At 71.8% G+C, this 16,156-nt stretch carries 10 protein-coding genes and 2 pseudogenes; 3 read left to right on the forward strand and 9 right to left on the reverse strand.

Annotated elements, in window-relative coordinates; translation table 11 throughout:
* Positions 1–198: 198 nt before the first annotated feature.
* The 9 genes and pseudogenes from ACZ6EG_RS17455 to ACZ6EG_RS17495 form a co-directional block, all read right to left on the reverse strand.
* Positions 199–951 (reverse strand): GntR family transcriptional regulator, encoded by a 753-nt coding sequence (locus tag ACZ6EG_RS17455; RefSeq protein ID WP_391969710.1) that lies wholly within the window; start codon positions 949–951, stop codon positions 199–201.
* A gap of 147 nt (positions 952–1,098) precedes the next feature.
* A complete protein-coding gene (locus ACZ6EG_RS17460) occupies positions 1,099–2,268 on the reverse strand; it encodes a DUF4190 domain-containing protein (RefSeq protein ID WP_469605399.1) in 1,170 nt (389 codons plus the stop codon).
* Positions 2,269–2,514: 246 nt separating this feature from the next.
* On the reverse strand, positions 2,515–4,101 hold the full coding sequence (locus tag ACZ6EG_RS17465; RefSeq protein ID WP_391969712.1) for a S8 family peptidase: 1,587 nt from the start codon (positions 4,099–4,101) through the stop codon (positions 2,515–2,517).
* A gap of 226 nt (positions 4,102–4,327) precedes the next feature.
* A pseudogene (locus tag ACZ6EG_RS17470) lies at positions 4,328–4,828 on the reverse strand (SDR family NAD(P)-dependent oxidoreductase); the annotation flags it as partial.
* Between the two features lie 39 nt (positions 4,829–4,867).
* A complete protein-coding gene (locus ACZ6EG_RS17475; RefSeq protein ID WP_469605404.1) occupies positions 4,868–7,162 on the reverse strand; it encodes a DEAD/DEAH box helicase in 2,295 nt (764 codons plus the stop codon).
* A gap of 52 nt (positions 7,163–7,214) precedes the next feature.
* Positions 7,215–7,313 (reverse strand): annotated as a pseudogene (locus ACZ6EG_RS17480) (XRE family transcriptional regulator); the annotation flags it as partial.
* 110 nt (positions 7,314–7,423) lie between these two features.
* Positions 7,424–8,581, reverse strand: a complete 1,158-nt coding sequence (locus ACZ6EG_RS17485; protein ID WP_469605407.1) for a cellulase family glycosylhydrolase — start codon at positions 8,579–8,581, stop codon at positions 7,424–7,426.
* A 466-nt stretch (positions 8,582–9,047) separates the two neighbouring features.
* Positions 9,048–10,076: a LacI family DNA-binding transcriptional regulator gene (locus ACZ6EG_RS17490; RefSeq protein ID WP_469605410.1), complete on the reverse strand. Its 1,029-nt coding sequence runs from the start codon at positions 10,074–10,076 to the stop codon at positions 9,048–9,050.
* On the reverse strand, positions 10,073–12,544 hold the full coding sequence (locus ACZ6EG_RS17495; RefSeq protein ID WP_391969716.1) for a glycoside hydrolase family 2 protein: 2,472 nt from the start codon (positions 12,542–12,544) through the stop codon (positions 10,073–10,075). Before ACZ6EG_RS17495 ends, ACZ6EG_RS17490 begins: the two co-directional genes overlap by 4 nt.
* Before the next feature lie 268 nt (positions 12,545–12,812).
* Between ACZ6EG_RS17495 and ACZ6EG_RS17500 the strand changes: the two genes are divergently transcribed.
* The 3 genes from ACZ6EG_RS17500 (at position 12,813) to ACZ6EG_RS17510 (ending at position 16,058) form a co-directional block, all read left to right on the forward strand.
* Positions 12,813–14,135 carry an ABC transporter substrate-binding protein gene (locus ACZ6EG_RS17500; protein ID WP_469605413.1) on the forward strand — a complete coding sequence of 441 codons (1,323 nt, stop codon included), beginning with the start codon at positions 12,813–12,815 and terminating at the stop codon, positions 14,133–14,135.
* Positions 14,136–14,223: 88 nt separating this feature from the next.
* Positions 14,224–15,198, forward strand: a complete 975-nt coding sequence (locus tag ACZ6EG_RS17505) for a carbohydrate ABC transporter permease (protein ID WP_391969718.1) — start codon at positions 14,224–14,226, stop codon at positions 15,196–15,198.
* Positions 15,195–16,058 (forward strand): carbohydrate ABC transporter permease, encoded by an 864-nt coding sequence (locus ACZ6EG_RS17510; RefSeq protein WP_391969719.1) that lies wholly within the window; start codon positions 15,195–15,197, stop codon positions 16,056–16,058. Before ACZ6EG_RS17505 ends, ACZ6EG_RS17510 begins: the two co-directional genes overlap by 4 nt.
* Positions 16,059–16,156: the final 98 nt, after the last annotated feature.

Genomic DNA, 16,156 nt, shown 5'->3' on the forward strand with positions numbered 1-16,156 from the left:
GCACCTGTCGGCTCCTGTCGGGGGCATGCCGGAGGGGGCGGGGGCGACCTGCGGGAACGACCGAATCATGACGCCCCGCACCGGCGGCGCGGGGGCTCGGGGACCGGCGTGGGCCCGGAGAAGGGGCGCGGGAGGCGCACGGGAGGCGTGCGCCATCTCACACTCCCGGGGCGCGCGCGAACTCCCCCAGCGGCGCCGCTATTTGACGGGCAGGTGGTACGCCACCCGGTACCGGTCGGCCGGGACGACGACGTCGGCGGTCTCCACGGCACGGCCCGAGGCGTAGAACGTGCGCTGGACGACGAGGACCACGTGCCCCGGGACGCCCCCCAGGGCGAGCAGTTCCTCCGCGAGGCCGGGGCGGGCGCCGACCTCCTCGGTCACGTTGTCCACGACGACGTCGATGGCGGCCATCCGCTCGACGACGCCCATGCCGCCCAGCGGCCCCTCCTCGGGCAGCATCACCGGCGTCCGGCCGGTGAGGTCCAGCGGTTCCCAGGAGGTGGAGAGCATCATGGCCTCGCCCGCCTCGCGGAAGACGTACCGCGTGCACATCACCCGGTCGCCGGGCTTGATCCCGAGCCGCTCGGCGACGACCCCGCTCGCTTCGGTCTGCTCGCTGCGCGACTCCCACGTACCGCGCGTCTCGCCGTCGGCCTGCTCCTGCCGGAAGGGGGTGGCGCCGCCGGCCGGGCGGAATCCCGAGCGGGCGATACGGCGCGGCACGGGCACCTCGCGCACGTACGTCCCGGAACCGGAACGCCCCTCGACCAGGCCTTCGGCCATCAGCACCTTGCGCGCCTCCAGGGCGACGGTGTCCGAGACGCCGTACTCCTCGCGGATACGGGCCTGGGAGGGGAGGCGGGTATGGGGCGGCAGCAGGCCGTCGGCGATCTTCTTGCGGAGATCACCCGCGACACGCAGATACGCCGGCTGCTCACCGAATGTCACTGGCCACTCCCATCAGGTTGTACAGACAGCAACAGCGTGGCAACCGTGGGTTGGCCCAGGCAAGCAAAGGCCAAAGAATCACTCGATGTGATGACTTGTGGGTACGGAGGGCTTTACGCAGGCACTTTCTCCCCGCTATGGCGGCTGTCACACCTCCTTGCCGGGGGTCTCTCCCCCACCGCCGCCGTCCTCCTCGTAGTCGGGCGGGGTGGTGTCCAGGGCCAGGGCCTTGCGGGCGGTGACCGTCGCGTCGGACTCGATGAGCCCGTAGGCCTTGTCGAGGTGCCCGTAGTACGTGTCGGCGTCGGCGGCCTCGGACGCCAGGCGCCATTCCTCCCGCGCCGCCTCCAGATCGCGGACCAGGTCGGCGACCGGCTCCTCGGCGTCGGCGGACCAGCCGTGTCCGCGCAGGGTCGAGGACTCCTGGGCGAGCGCCTCGGACACCCGGCCGGCCCAGAACCGGTACCCCGCCAGGTCGTCCTCGACGGCCTCCGCCGCGGGGATGCCGTCCATGGCACGGTTCAGGAACCCCTCGCCCACCAGGTAGGTGTGCTGGTCCGGGTCCAGGCCGGTGCCGTCGTTGCGCAGCGAGCCGGTCAGCGTCCCCTGCTCGTCGGCGTTGCCGAACAGGCAGGTGATCTCCCGGTCGCCCGTGCGCCAGCTCTCGGAGGTGGGGGTCAGGTAGTACACGCCCACGTCGGCCGGCAGGGCCCACCGGTCCATGGCGTAGGTGTCCTGGAGGGCGTAGCACCGCTCGTCGGCGGAGCGGGTGATCTCCTCGTCGCCGGGGAAGGCGCCTCCCGGCAGGTCGAAGGAGGCGAACACCTCGCCGTCGTGTTCCTCCTGGCAGCGCACCCGCTCCACGTCGTACGTCACGCCCCGCAGGGAGCCGCTGGGCGTGGTGAAGCACTGGCCCTTCTCGAGCGCGTAGGCGGTCCCCTCGCCCCGCGCGGCCTCCCGGAGGCCCTCCCAGAAGTCGCCGACGGCACCCGTGGAGAGCGTCACCGCCCACAGGGCCAGGCCCACGGAGGAGAGTACGGAACCGGCCACCGCGAGCCCCTTGCCCCGCTCACCCCGCTTCCGGATCCGGGCCAGCGCGATCAGGCCCAGGACGAGTCCGAGCGCGGGCACGAAGCACAGGACGCCGAGCACGAACGCGGCGACGGCGAGACCACTGACGGGCGGCTGCCGGGGGTACGGCCCGTAGGGCTGCCCCCAGGCACCGCCCGGGGGTGGGGGCTGCTGCGGGTACGGGCCTTGGGGGTACTGCCCCTGGGACCACGGCCCTTGGGGGCCGGGCGGCGGCGTTATGGACACGGGTGCCGTGCTCCTGTTTCGGGCGGTGACGCGAAGGCGCCGCTGGGGCGGGGCCGGGCCTTCGGACGATCCGGCCGATCACTGAACGCATCGTAAGCGCGCGGGCAACGGGGGCGTCACGCGGCTCACGGCCCGGGAGCCGTGCGCGGGCAGCAGCGCGGCGGCACTCGCGCCTCGTCCCCGCGGCGGGCCGGGTCACCGACCCGGAGCCGTGCCGCGAGGACGAGGGTTACCGCTGAGCGGGGGTCAGAACTGCAGGGCCCAGGCGTCGATCCGCCCGGTGTCGAACGAGGCGTTGTCGCTGACGCGCAGCTTCCACGTGCCGTTCGCGGTCTCGGAGGAGGCGTTCACGGTGTACGTGGTGTCGATGTTGTCGGCGCTGCCGCCGGTGCCGTACGACTTCAGGGTGTACGCGGTGCCGTCCGGGGCGACCAGCTGGACCTGGAGGTCGCCGATGTACGTGTGGACGATCTTCACCTCGACGGCCAGGGACGACGGCGCGTTGCCCGCGACGCCGGAGACGGTCACCGGGGACTCGACGGTGGCGTTGTCCCGGACGGTGTAGTCACCGGTGTTCTCGAAGCGGTCGCCGGGCGGGGGCGTGGTGCCGCCGTCGCCGACGTACAGCAGCCGGTTGGGTGAACCGCTGCCGGGGTTGGTGACGACGCCGGTGGTGGCGGCGGACGTCAGTGCGGAGGCGACCTGGGCGGGGGTGGAGGCCGGGTTGTTTGCCAGGTGGAGGGCGGCGGCCCCGGCGACGTGCGGGCTCGCCATGGACGTACCGGAGATGGTGTTGGTGGCGGAGTCGCCGCTGTTCCAGGCCGAGGTGATGGACGAGCCGGGGGCGAAGACGTCCAGCACCGAGCCGTAGTTGGAGTAGCTCGCGCGGGCGTCGCTCGACGTGGTGGCGCCGACCGTGATCGCCTCCGTCACCCGGGCCGGGGACTTGGTGGAGGCGTTGGTGGACTCGTTGCCGGCCGCGACGACGAAGGTGACGCCGGAGGCGATGGCGTTGCGCACGGCCGTGTCGAGGGCGCTGTCCGCGCCGCCGCCGAGGGACATGTTGGCGACGGCCGGCTTGACGGCGTTGCGGGCCACCCAGTCGATGCCGGCGACGACCTGGGCGGTGGTGCCGGAGCCGGAGTTGTCGAGCACCCGGACGCCGACGACCTTGGCCTTCTTGGCGACGCCGTACGCGGTGCCCGCCACGGTGCCGGCGACGTGGGTGCCGTGGCCGTGGCCGTCCTGGGCGGTGTTGTCGTTGTCGATGGCGTCGTAGCCGTTGGAGGCGCGGCCGCCGAAGTCGGAGTGGGTGATGCGCACGCCGGTGTCGATGACGTAGGCCGTCACGCCCTGTCCGGCGCTGTCCGGGTAGGTGTACGAGCCGTTCAGCGGGAGGTTGCGCTGGTCGATGCGGTCCAGGCCCCAGGAGGGCGGGTTGGGCTGGGTGCCCGTGATGTGGAAGGTGCGGTCCTGGACGACGGAGGCGACGGCCGGGTCGGCGGCGAGCCGCTTCGCCTCCGACTCGGAGGCCTGGACCGCGTAGCCGTTGAGGGCCTTGGTGTAGGTGCGTTCGATGTCGGCGCCGTACTTCTTCGCCAGGGCGCGGCCCTCGGCGGAACCGGACCTGGCCTCGTCCGCCTTCAGGGTCACGATGTAGCTGCCGGCGACCGCGTTCGCCGCGTCCTGGTACTGGACGCGGCCCTCGGCCGGAGCGGCCCCCGCGGGGAGCGCGGTGACGAGGCTCGCGGCGAGGGCCGCGGAGACCACGGCGCCGGCGGCGGCCAGTCTTCGCCGGGTGGTGCGGTGGGGGGTGTGACGCAGCACTGCCATGTGAGGGGTCCTCCTCAGTCGGTGGTGCGTGGTGGGGTTCGTGCACGCCGAGCAGGCCGCCCCCGGCGACCACGTGGTCATGGTCATGCCAATTGCGGGGCGACTTTGGTGCGTCAGCCGAAAGATTGAGGCTTCCAGAGGAATTGCACAAGAGCCCCGCACGGTTGTGCGGGGCCCCATGCCGTATGAGCGGACCGCTTCCGGACTCCGCCTCCTGACCGGTCGGTCAGCTGTCGGAGGCGGTGGCCCGGGAGCGCTTCTCCCACGCCTCGACGTCCTCGCGGACCTGGTCGAGGTGGCCGGGGACCGCGCTGACGCCGTCGTCGCCGAGCGGCAGGTGCAGCGGGGTGCGCTCGGCCGCCAGGGCGTCGAGGATCAGCGCCGCCGCCCTGGCGGGGTCGCCGGGCCGGCTCCCCTCGCCGCCGGAGACGAACCCGCGGGTCTCGCCGACCTTGGCGTACAGGCCGCCGTCGGCGCTGATCCCGGCGCTGCCGGCCGCGAAGAGGCCGGTGCGGAAGGCGCCCGGCTCGACGATCAGGACCTTGACGCCGAACTCCCGCACCTCGTCCGCGAGCGCCTCCGACATCCCCTCCAGCGCGAACTCCGTGCCGCTGTACGCCGAGAAGCCCGCCACGGACATCTGCCCGCCCATGCTGCTCATCTGCACGATCGCGCCCGAACGCCGCTCCCGCATGTACGGCAGCACCGCCCGGGTCAACGTACGTGGACGCGTGCCGGAGGGTGGTCGAGCGGGGGTGACGGGCGCTCAGGGCGCCGGTGCCGGCTGCCCGTCGCCCACACCCAGCCGGGCCTGCTCCTCCTCGACGATCCGCCGCGCCAGGTCCGTGTCCGACACGTCCACGGCGTCCGGCGTCGCCTCGGCCACCTCGCTGCGCCGGGCGTAGGCGTCGAAGAGGCGGGCCTTCCGCTCCAGCATCCGCACCATCCGTTCGTCGACCCCGCCGGTGGCCAGGAGGCGGTGCACACGGACCGGCCTGACCTGGCCCATGCGGTGGGCCCGGGCGACCGCCTGGTGCTCGATGGTGGGCTTGATCTGGGGCTCGCAGATGATCACCACGGACGCGGCCTGGAGGTTGAGCCCGACGCCCGCCGCCTGGATCTGGGCCAGCAGCACCGCCGGGCCGGGCGCGGCGGTGAACTCGTCGGCGAGCCGTTGCCGTCGGACGGGCGGCACGGAGCCGTTGAGCGGACCGAACACAGGGCCTTGCGGGCCGGGTGGGGCGGAAGGGATGGAAGAGGCGGCGAAGGGGAGCGAGGAGGCGGGGCGGACAGTGGCGTCGGCGGGTCCGGGGGCGTCGGCGTCGTCGAGGGGGTCGGCGGGCTCGGCTGGCTCCGTGGCGAGGGCCTCCCGGACCGCGTCCAGGACGTCGCGGAAGTTCGAGAAGACGATGACCTTGAGCCCGTTCTCCCCGGCCTCCCGCACGATCTCCCGGAGCCGGCCGAGCTTGGCGGACTTCTCCGGGCGCGCGTACGCCGCCCTGCGCATCGCCATGAAGTTGCCGTCCCGCACGGCCTCGCGGTAGGCGTCCTGGTCGGCGGCGCTCAGCTCCTCCCACTCGTCCGTGTGCTGGAGACTGGGCAGTTCGGTCAGCACGTCCACCTGGTTGCGGCGCAGGTAGACGGGCGCGACCGCTTTGCGGAAGGCCACCGAACCGGCCAGCCCCGTACCGTCCTCCAGACGGTCCGCCACCTCGGCGTCGAGCATCCTGACGAGGTTGCGGAACTCGGCCACCCGGTTCTCCATCGGCGTGCCCGTCATGAACAGGACGTGGTCGCACCGCCCGGCCCACCGGTCGACCGCCTGCGACCGCAGGGCCTGCGGGTTCTTCACGGAGTGCGCCTCGTCGACGACCAGCATCCCGAGTTCGTCCGCCCCCGGGGCCGGGAACCCGCGCAGGGCGTCGAAGGTGGTCACGGCGACCCCGCCCCGCCCCCGCCAGTCGGCGAACGCGTCCTGCCGGTCCGGTCCGTGCAGGGGCAGGGCCCGCAGCGTGCTGCGCGCCTCGATCTCCCGCGTCCAGTTGACCAGAACGCTCGCCGGGCACACGACCAGGAAGTGGGTCCGGCCCCCCGCGGCCAGGTGGGCCAGCGCCGCGATGGCCTGGATGGTCTTGCCCAGGCCCATCTCGTCGCCGAGGATCACCCGGCGCCGCGCCAGGGCGAACCGCGCGCCGAACGCCTGGTACCCGCGCAGGGACACCCGGCGGTGGGAGTCGTCGAGCCGCAGACCCCGTACCCGCTCGGCGATGTCGTCGGGCAGGAAGCCCTCGGCCGCGGCCGTGTCGGGAGCGCGTCCGGCGATCTCGCCGAGCAGGCCGTAGTACTCGGCGGAGCGCAGCTCGAAGCCGGTCCAGGCCGCGAGGTCGCCCGGCGGTCCGCGCAGCAGGTCCACCGAGGCCTGGGCGAGCAGTTCGGGGGTGCCTTCCCGCTCCGCCTCGTCGGTGAGCGACCGGATCGCCGCGACCGCCTCCAGCGCGCGGTTCTTCCGCTCCCGTCCGGCCAGCAGCAACCCGATCCGCCCGGCGGCCGGCCGGGCGTCGGCCAGCAGCGGGTCGAGCCGCCGGACCAGCGCCGCCGCCGCGTCGACCGCGCGCCGCGCCTCGGGGCCCGCCTCGACCAGCACGTGCAGCGCCACTACCAGGGCGGTCGTGCCCGGCTCGGGCCGGTCCACGTCCAGGTGCACGGCGGCGCTCTCCTCGGCGGCCTCGGCCAGCTGCCGCGCGGCGGCGACGATCTGGTCCACGGTCCGCTGCCCCACGCCGGGGATCTGCCGCAGCCGGTAGGGACCGGCGTCCCGTACGGCCCGGACCGTGCCGAGGCCGCTTCTCTCGACCGCCCCCAGCCGCAGCCGCCCGCCGGTGACGTCCTGCAACCGGGCCACCGGGATGGTCTCCAGGGCCTGGGTCACCGCCATGTCGTGCAGGGGCTTCAGCGCCGCCCGGACCGCACCGACGGCCCGCTCGTGGTCCTCCGCCAGCGACCGCGCCGCCTCCCGCAGCCGCGCCCCGCGCGCGACCGTCTCCCGCTCACCGCGCCCCATCCCGTACCGCACTCCCTCCCGGCCGCCGGGACCGGCCCCCCGGCCCCGCCGCTCAGCCGCCGCGCACCCGCGCACGCACCCCTTGCAGGCCGAACAGTACGAGAAGATCGACCGCGCCTCCGTCGGCGCTGCCCAGCCGGTGCGGCCGGGACCGACGGTACGACGGGCCGGTGACACCGGGGCCGGCAGACGGCGGGCCCGTGCGGTCCTCCTGCCTCCCCCTCGGGGCAGGAGGACCGCCCGTGGGCGGCGAGAGGGTCGTCAGCGGTCCGCGGCGCCGCCCCGGACGACGCAGGAGCGGTCGCTCTCCCAGCCCCAGCCGTCCCCGTCCGGGTCGGACGAGCCGCCGGCCAGGCAGTACGGGTAGCCGTTGGGCGCGGTGCCGCCGCCCGAGCCGCCCCCGCCGCCGTAGACGGTGGCGGTCCTGGACGTGGCGGCGATGCCGTCGCTGCCGCGCAGGATGCGGTTGCCCCAGCCGGTCGGGCGGGTCGCGTCGAAGCCGGTGACCATGTCGAGGTACTCGACACCGCCGCCGTTGCCGCTCCACGACCAGCCGATGTATCCGACGCCCAGGGAGCGGGCGGTGGCCATGATCGCGTCCTCGTCGGGGTTGCCGTCGCTGTGCTGGTCACCGAACTCGCCCACCACGATGGGCAGTTTGTTGTCGACGAAGGCGTGCAGGTAGTCCCGCACCTCGGCGGCGGTGTCGTAGACCCCGTACATGTGGATCGAGAAGATGGTGTTGCGGTCGGGGTCGGAGGCGAGGACGGAGGCGGCGTTGTTCCTCATCGTGCCGGACCAGTCCTGGCCCCAGTTGGGGGCGTCGACCATCAGGGCGTGGTCGATGCCCGCGCCGCGGAGTCTGCCGATCGCCGCCTTCGTCGCGTCGGTCCAGGCGCCGTAGCCGGTGTTGCCGAACGGCTCGTTGCCGATGTTGACGACGACGTAGTCCTCCTGGCCCTCCAGCGCGCTGCGCACACCGATCCAGTAGTCCGCCGCCCTGTCCAGGGAGGTCGCGGCGCCGTCCTCTCCGTAGCCGGTGGTGTCGTGCACCTCCAGCACGCAGATGACCTTGGCGGCCTTGCACCGGCCGATGAGGGAGGAGACCTCGGTGGCACTCGTCCGGGTCCAGCGGTCACCGCTGCTGAGCACGACGCGGACGGTGTTGGCTCCCGTGGCCGCGATGTCGGCGAGGGAAGCAGCCGTGCGGTCGGGGTACCACGCGTGGGCGTGGTTGACCCCGCGCATCACGAAGTCGCTCCCGTTGGCCTCGACCACCCGGCCGTTGCTGACGCGGATACCGGTGGGCGCGGCCTCCGCCGTGCCGACGGTGGGCCCGGCCAGCGAGACCACCAGGCCGAGGACGGCGGCGAACGCCGCCCCCGCCGTCGTGATGAGGGTGCATCTCGGCTTTCGCATGTGTCTCCTCGAAGTCGCCGCACCCGATGACAACGATGTCCGACGTCGGTCTCGGTCCTGCTGGCGCGCCTGACGAGCGCTTCACGGGCGCTGGGGGTGGGGAGTGGAGCGGGCACCGGAGAACCGGTCCCGGTGCGCGACGGTCCGGGCCCGAGGGAGCCGCGGACGGCTCGTCGCCCCACCATGAGGCACCGCCTGTTCCGCTCATGTCAATAGCCGGTTCGGGATCGGCCCACCGGACACGAGGACGCCTCCCGGAGGACTCCCGGAAGCCGTGCGGACTAAACCGCTAAACAGGCTGACCAGCACGCCATCACGACAGGGAGTCGACCTTCACCAGCGAAGAAGGTGATTCAGGACCGATTGACGGCGGCGGGGCGCGGCCCTATGGTCCGGGTTGGTTAACCGGTCCATGCCCCGTGTGAAGCGTGGCGCACGCCCCGCTCCACACACGCGCGTGCCCGCTCTAGGAACGGGGTGAGGCGGTCGAGGCACGCGGCACCAGGGACGGCGTCGCCACCGGCCGGGACGGGACCTGCCGGCCGTCGAGGACCTTGAACAGCACGCGCGTGACCTGGGCCCCGAAGCCGTGCACGTCGTGACTCATCGCGGACAGCGTCGGATGGGTCAGCCGGCACAGCTGGGAGTCGTCCCAGGCCAGCAGGGACAGGTCCTCCGGCACCGAGATGCCCATCTCGGCCGCCACCCCGAGTCCGGCGACGGCCATGATGTCGTTGTCGTAGAGGATCGCCGTGGGCCGTTCCGGGGCCAGCAGCAGGGAACGCGTGGCGCGTGCCCCCTCGTCGCCCGAGAACCCGGTCTCCGCGTGCAGGCCGCCCCGCAGGCCCAGTTCGCCCATGGTCTGTTCGAACGCGGTCGTCCGGATGGCGCTGTGCCCGAGGCCCCGGGGGCCTCCCACGTGCGCGATGCGCCGGTGCCCCAGCGCCGCCAGGTAGCGCACCGCCTCGGCTACGGCGGCGGCGTCGTCGGTCCACACCGAGGGGAAGCCCCCGGTCAGGGAGGGGTGGCCGACGGCGACAGCGGGCAGACCGAGCCGCCGCAGCGGCTCGACCCGCGGATCCTCCTGGTGGAAGTCGACCAGGATCGAACCCCCGATCTGCCGCTCCCGCCACCAGCGCTCCTGCAGACCGATCTCCTCCTCCAGCGAGTCGACCAACCGCAGCAGCAGCGAGCAGTCCCGCTCGGTCAGCACGCTCTCGATGCCGGAGACGAACTCCATGTAGAACGGCTCCAGGCCGAGCAGCCGGGCCGGCCGGCAGATCGCCAGCCCGACGGTGTCGACCGACTGGCGCGACAGGCTCCGGGCCGAGGAGTTGGGCGCCCAGCCCAGCTGCCGAGCCGCCGCGAAGATCCGCTCCCGGGTGGCCTCGGAGACGCCCGGCTTGTGGTTGAACGCCAGCGACACGGCACCCTTCGACACGCCCGCGGCGGCGGCCACGTCCTTGATGGTGACGCGTTCGGAGGGTGCGCTCACGCCGGTGCCACGCAGTACAGTGCGGCGCGTACGGCGTTCGCACCGGCCTCGGCCGCGCCCACGACCCGCAGCCGGGCCCGTTCTCCGGGGAGCAGGGTGCGCAGTCCGGTGTCGCAGACCGCGTCCGGGCCGAGCCGGTCGGCCTGCAGGAGAAGGTCACGTACGAGAGTGTGTGCTGTCACCACGACCTCGACACTACCCGTCCCCCCACCGACCGGAGACTCCACGGCGACGTCGTAACGGGGCACCGGATACGCGAAGTCCTTGTCCGCCACGGGCACATGCAGCGCGCGCAGCTCACGGCAGTCGGCGACGAGGAGTTCCTTGCCCGAGCGCTCGTCCGGCGCCAGTTCCCGCGGCACGTCCTGCCGGTGCACCGAGCGGGGGCCGACGGTCAGGTCGAGGACCAGGTCCGCCATCTCGGTACCGTCCGCCCGCATCCGGCGCAGGGTCACCTGGGCCTGCCACGGCTCCGCTGCCTGGTTGACGACGGCGAGGACCGGGCCGTCGGTACCCGGCTGGAGCGTGAGGAGGCGGTCCGCGTAGACCCGGCGCAGCTCGTGGTACAGCGGTTTGGGGCGGCCGTCGCCGTCGATGGCGGCCCAGGAGCTGACCGGCCAGCAGTCGTTGATCTGCCACACGACGGTGCCGGCGCAGACCGGCCAGTGCGCACGCCAGTGTTCGATGCCGGCGGCGACGGCGCGGGCCTGCACGACCTGGGTGAGGTAGTGCCAGCGGTCGAAGTCGTCCGCGGGCAGGTCGAAGTGGCGTTCGACGCCCCGGTTCAGTTTGCCGTTGCCGTCCTCGGCCTTCTGATGGTGCAGCATGCCGGGCGAGTCGGGAGCGAGCCGTTCGCCGGGCAGCGCGCGCCGCAGGGTCGCCATGGTGGGGGGCGCCTGCCAGCCGAACTCCGAGACGAAGCGGGGGACGGAGTCGCGGTACTCGGCGTAGTCCCGGCGGTTCCAGACCTCCCAGGAGTGGTGGGTCCCGTGGGCGGGGTCGTTGGGGTGGTGCTCCCACGACCCGGACCAGGGGCTGCCCGCGGTGTAGGGCCGGGTCGGATCGAGTTCGGCGACGACGCGGGGCAGGAGGTCCAGGTAGTAGCCGCCGCCCCAGGAGTTCCCGGCGAGCGCGGGCTCCCAGTCCCAGTCCCGGAAGCCCCACAGGTTCTCGTTGTTGCCGTTCCACAGCACGAGGCTCGGGTGCGGCATCAGTCGGACAACGTTGTCCCGGGCCTCGGCCTCCACCTCGCCGCGCAGGGGCTGCTCCTCGGGATAGGCGGAGCAGGCGAAGAGGAAGTCCTGCCAGACCATGAGGCCCAGTTCGTCGCAGACGTCGTAGAAGGCGTCGTCCTCGTAGATGCCGCCGCCCCAGATCCGCACCAGGTCCACACCGGCCTCGGCCGTCTGACGCAGCCGGGTGCGGTAGCGCTCGGGCGTGATCCGGGAGGGGAAGACGTCGTCCGGGATCCAGTTCACGCCGCGGGCGAAGACGCGGACGCCGTTGACGACCAGGGTGAACCCGGTGCCGTGCTCGTCCGGGGAGCGGTCGAGTTCCACGGTGCGGAAACCGATCCGCCGGCGCCAGGAGTCCAGGCGCCGGCCTTCGGCCCCCTCCGCGGTCCCGTGCCCGGCCCCCCTCGGGCCCTCGCCCCCCGGCCCCTCCTCGGTCAGTACGACCTCCAGCTCGTGCAGCGGTTGTGCGCCGTAGCCGCGCGGCCACCACAGGGAGACGTCGGGCACGTCGAGCGTCAGCACGGCCCGCGTCCCGTCGACGGCGGCGTGGGCCTCGACGCCTCCTACGGTGGCGCGCACGACGAGGTGACGGTCCGCGCCCTGTGCGGTGCGCTCGACCTCGACCCGCACCTCGACCCGGCCGGTGCCGTCCTCGACGCTCACCAGCGGACGCACCGCGGCCAGCCGCGCCGTCGACCAGCGCTCCAGCCGGACCGGACGCCAGATGCCGGCGGTGACCAGCGTCGGTCCCCAGTCCCAGCCGAAGGAGCACGCCATCTTGCGGATGTACTGGAACGGCTCGGGATAGACGTTGGGCCGCTCCCCCGTCAGCGCCCGCACCGACGCGGCCTCGTCGTAGGCGGAGGCGAAGTCCACCGCCAGCGGCCCGTGGTGGCCGGTGACGTCGAAGCGGTAGCGGCGGTGCATGTTGCGGGTGCGGCCCAGCTCCCGCCCGTCCAGCGTGACGGTCGCGGCCGTGTCCAGCCCGTCGAAGACGAGGTCGGTCCGCTCGTGTGCGCCGGCGGCGGTGGCGGTGGCGGGGAGGTCGCGGACGTACGTCCAGGAACGCCGTCCGACCCAGGCGACCTCCGGCTCGTTGACGCCGAGGAAGGGGTCGGGGATGAGACCGGCGGCGAGCAGATCGGTGTGGACACAGCCGGGGACCCGGGCGGGCAGCGGACCGTCGCTGTGGCGCAGGCTCCAGCCCTCGGCGAGCTGGACGACTTCCTTCATGTGCGGCTCCTTAGGCGGGACGGGCCCGGTTTCGTGGGCGACGCCGCTCAACTTAACCCCAGCCAAGTGAACCGGTCTAGCCCTCTCTTCGCGACTCCCTCACCGACAAGGGCACTGATGGGGCCGCGTACTTCGCACCGCCCGAATCCAGGCAGGTAACGATTGAGTATCGCGGTGAAGGCATGAGCTTTACCGGTTCACGGGTGGCTGCCATAGTCGCCGACAACCACCGGAGCCCGAGCCGTAGTCCCTGGAAGGAGCTGGGCACATGGGGAAGAAGACGCTGGGCGTCGCTCTGCTCACCACCGCGATGCTGACCGTCGCGGGGTGCAGCGGGGGCGGGAGCCCGAACGCCGACGAGACAGCCGCCGCGCCGGTCGACCCGGACGGCGTCTCGGGGGACATCACCGTCCTGACCAACCGCACCGACCTGATCCAGGACGGGACGATGAAGAAGTACGCGGCCGAGTTCAACAGGACCTACCCCGAGGTGAAGGTCGAGTTCGAGGGCCTCACCGACTACGAGGGCGAGGTGAAGATCCGCATGAACACCGAGGACTACGGCGACGTCCTGCTGATCCCCGGGGTGATCCCCAAGGGCGACTACCCGAAGTTCTTCGCGCCGCTGGGCGACACCTCGACGATGAAGAGCACGTACCGCTTCACCGACAAGACCGACGTCGACGGCAGGACGTACGGGATCGCCACCTTCGGCACCGCCAACGGCTTCGTCTACAACAAGGCGCTGTGGAAGCGGGCCGGCATCTCCGAGTGGCCGACGACGCCGCGGCAGTTCCTGGACGACCTGAGGGCCGTCGAGCGGAAGACCGGTGCCACGCCGTACTACACCAACTTCAAGGACGGCTGGCCGCTCAGCGGCACCTGGACCAACAGCGTCGGCTCGGTCAGCTGCGACAGCCAGGCCTCGGACAAGCTGGCCGAGATGGACAAGCCCTGGGAGAAGGGCACCGACCTGCACGCGCTGGACACCCTCCTGCACGACATCGTCCACGAGAAGCTGTCGGAGAAGGACCCGGCCACCACCAACTGGGAGAGCTCGAAGACCCTGTTGGCCAAGGGCGAGGTGGGCAGCATGATGCTCGGTTCCTGGGCGATCAATCAGATGCGGGACGCGGCCGAGAAGGCCGGTGAGAACCCCGACGACATCGGCTTCATGCCCGTCCCGGCCCAGGAGGGCGGCCGGTTCTGCGCCACCCTGGTCTCCGACTACCAGCAGGCGGTGAACGTCCACTCCGACCACAAGAGCGCGGCACGGGCCTGGATCGACTGGTTCACCGAGAAGTCGGGTTACGCGGCGAAGGAGGGCGCGGTCTCCGCACTGAAGTCCGAGGGGATGCCCGACACCCTTCAGGAGTACGTAGACAACGATGTCAAGATCGTGGAGCGGTCGGAGGCGCGGACGGCCGAGGTCAACGCCATCGACAACGCCTCCGAGATCGGCCTGGCCAAGCCCGACTACCGGCAGAAGCTGATCGACATCGCGCGCGGCGCCGTGGACGGGACGCTCGACGGCTACTTCGACGAACTGGACGAGCGCTGGTCCGAGGCGAGGCGGACGGCCGGCTCCTGAACCGTCGCCCAGCCGGGTCCCTCCCGCTCACGGGAGGGACTCCGCGCCCCGTTCCCCTCAGCGGACGACGAAAGGCCCTGGCTCCGCAATGACCCGTACCGCCTCCACCGCATCCCCGCCCGCGCCGGCCGCCGAGAAGGAGGGGACCGTCGGGCGACGATCCCGCCACCGCACACCGCGCGGATCCTCGTGGCGTGACCGGCCATGGCGCCGCGTCACCCCCTGGCTGTTCCTCCTGGCCCCGCTGGCCCTGCTGGTCACGTTCACCTACGTGCCGGTGGGCAACATGATCTTCTACAGCTTCACCGACTGGGACGGCGTCAGCCCCGACCGGAACTTCGTCGGCGGCGACAACTACACCGAGCTGTTCACCCGGCCCGAACTCTTCAAGGTCTTCGCGGTCAGCCTCTACTACCTCGCGGCCTCCGTCGTGCAGATCGTCGTGGCCCTGTACTTCGCCACCGTCCTCAGCTTCGACCTGCGCTTCAGGAACCTGTTCAAGGGCATCCTGTTCTTCCCCTACCTGATCAACGGGGTCGCGATCGGCTTCGTCTTCCTCTACTTCTTCCAGGACGGCGGCACCCTCGACTCCGTCCTGTCCTGGTTCGGCGCCGACGGCGACCACGCCTGGCTCGGCACCCCGGAGTCCGCCAACACCTCGCTGGCCGGCGTGTCCGTGTGGCGCTTCACCGGCCTCAACTTCGTCCTGTTCCTCGGCGCGATCCAGTCCATCCCGGGGGAGCTGTACGAGGCGGCCCAGCTCGACGGCGCGAGTCGGTGGCAGCAGTTCCGGCACATCATCGCGCCGGGCATCCGGCCGGTGCTGAGCCTGAGCGTCATCCTGGCGGTCTCCGGCTCGCTGTCCGTCTTCGAGATCCCGTACATCATGACCGGCGGCGCGACCGAGACCTCGACGTTCGTCATCCAGACGGTGAAGTTCGCCTTCCAGTTCAACAAGACCGGCCTGGCCTCCGCCTGCGCGGTGGTGCTGCTGGCCCTCATCCTGCTGATCACCTGGATCCAGCGCCGCATCGTGCCCGACGAGAGGGTGGACCTCGTATGACCATCGCCGCCCCTGAGCGGGACCGCTCCCGCCGGCGCCCCCGCATCGGCACCGCACTCACCTATCTGTCGCTGATCACCGCCTCCCTCGTCGTCCTCGTGCCCCTCCTCGTGGTGTTCCTCACCTCGCTGAAGTCCTACGACGAGATCTCCGACGGACAGGGCGCCCTGTCCCTGCCGGACGACTGGCTGAACTTCTCCAACTACGCCACGGCGTTCACCGACGGCCACCTGCTGACGGCCTTCGGCAACACCGCCTTCATCCTGCTGTTCTCCATCACCGGCACCGTGGTCATCGGCTCCATGACGGCGTACGCCATCGACCGCTTCGAGTTCCGCCTCAAGCGTCTCGTGATGGCGCTGTTCCTGATCGCGACCCTGGTCCCCGGCGTGACCACCCAGGTCGCCACCTTCCAGGTCGTCAACAGCTTCGGCCTCTTCGACACCCGCTGGGCCCCGATCCTGCTGTACATGGGCACCGACATCGTGTCGATCTACATCTTCCTGCAGTTCATCCGCGGGATCCCGAGGTCCCTCGACGAGGCGGCCCGACTCGACGGCGCCAACTCCTTCACCATCTACCGCAAGATCATTTTTCCGCTGCTCAAGCCGGCGGTCGCGACCGTGGTCATCATCAAGGGCATCACCACGTACAACGACTTCTACATCCCGTTCCTCTACATGCCCTCCGAGGAACTCGGCACGATGTCGACGGCCCTGTTCCGCTTCAAGGGCCCCTTCGGCGCGCACTGGGAGAACATCTCCGCCGGCGCCGTCCTCGTGATCGTCCCGACCCTGCTGATCTTCCTGTTCCTCCAGCGCTACATCTACAACGGGTTCGCGCGCGGGGCCACCAAGTAGGAGGCGTCCCCGCTGACGAAGGAGTCGCCGAAGCCGGCCGCGAAGGACGCAGGGACGCGCAACGCCCGCTTCGACCGCTCCCCCCCTCCAGCCGGCCG

This window comes from Streptomyces sp. NPDC041968 (assembly GCF_055589025.1).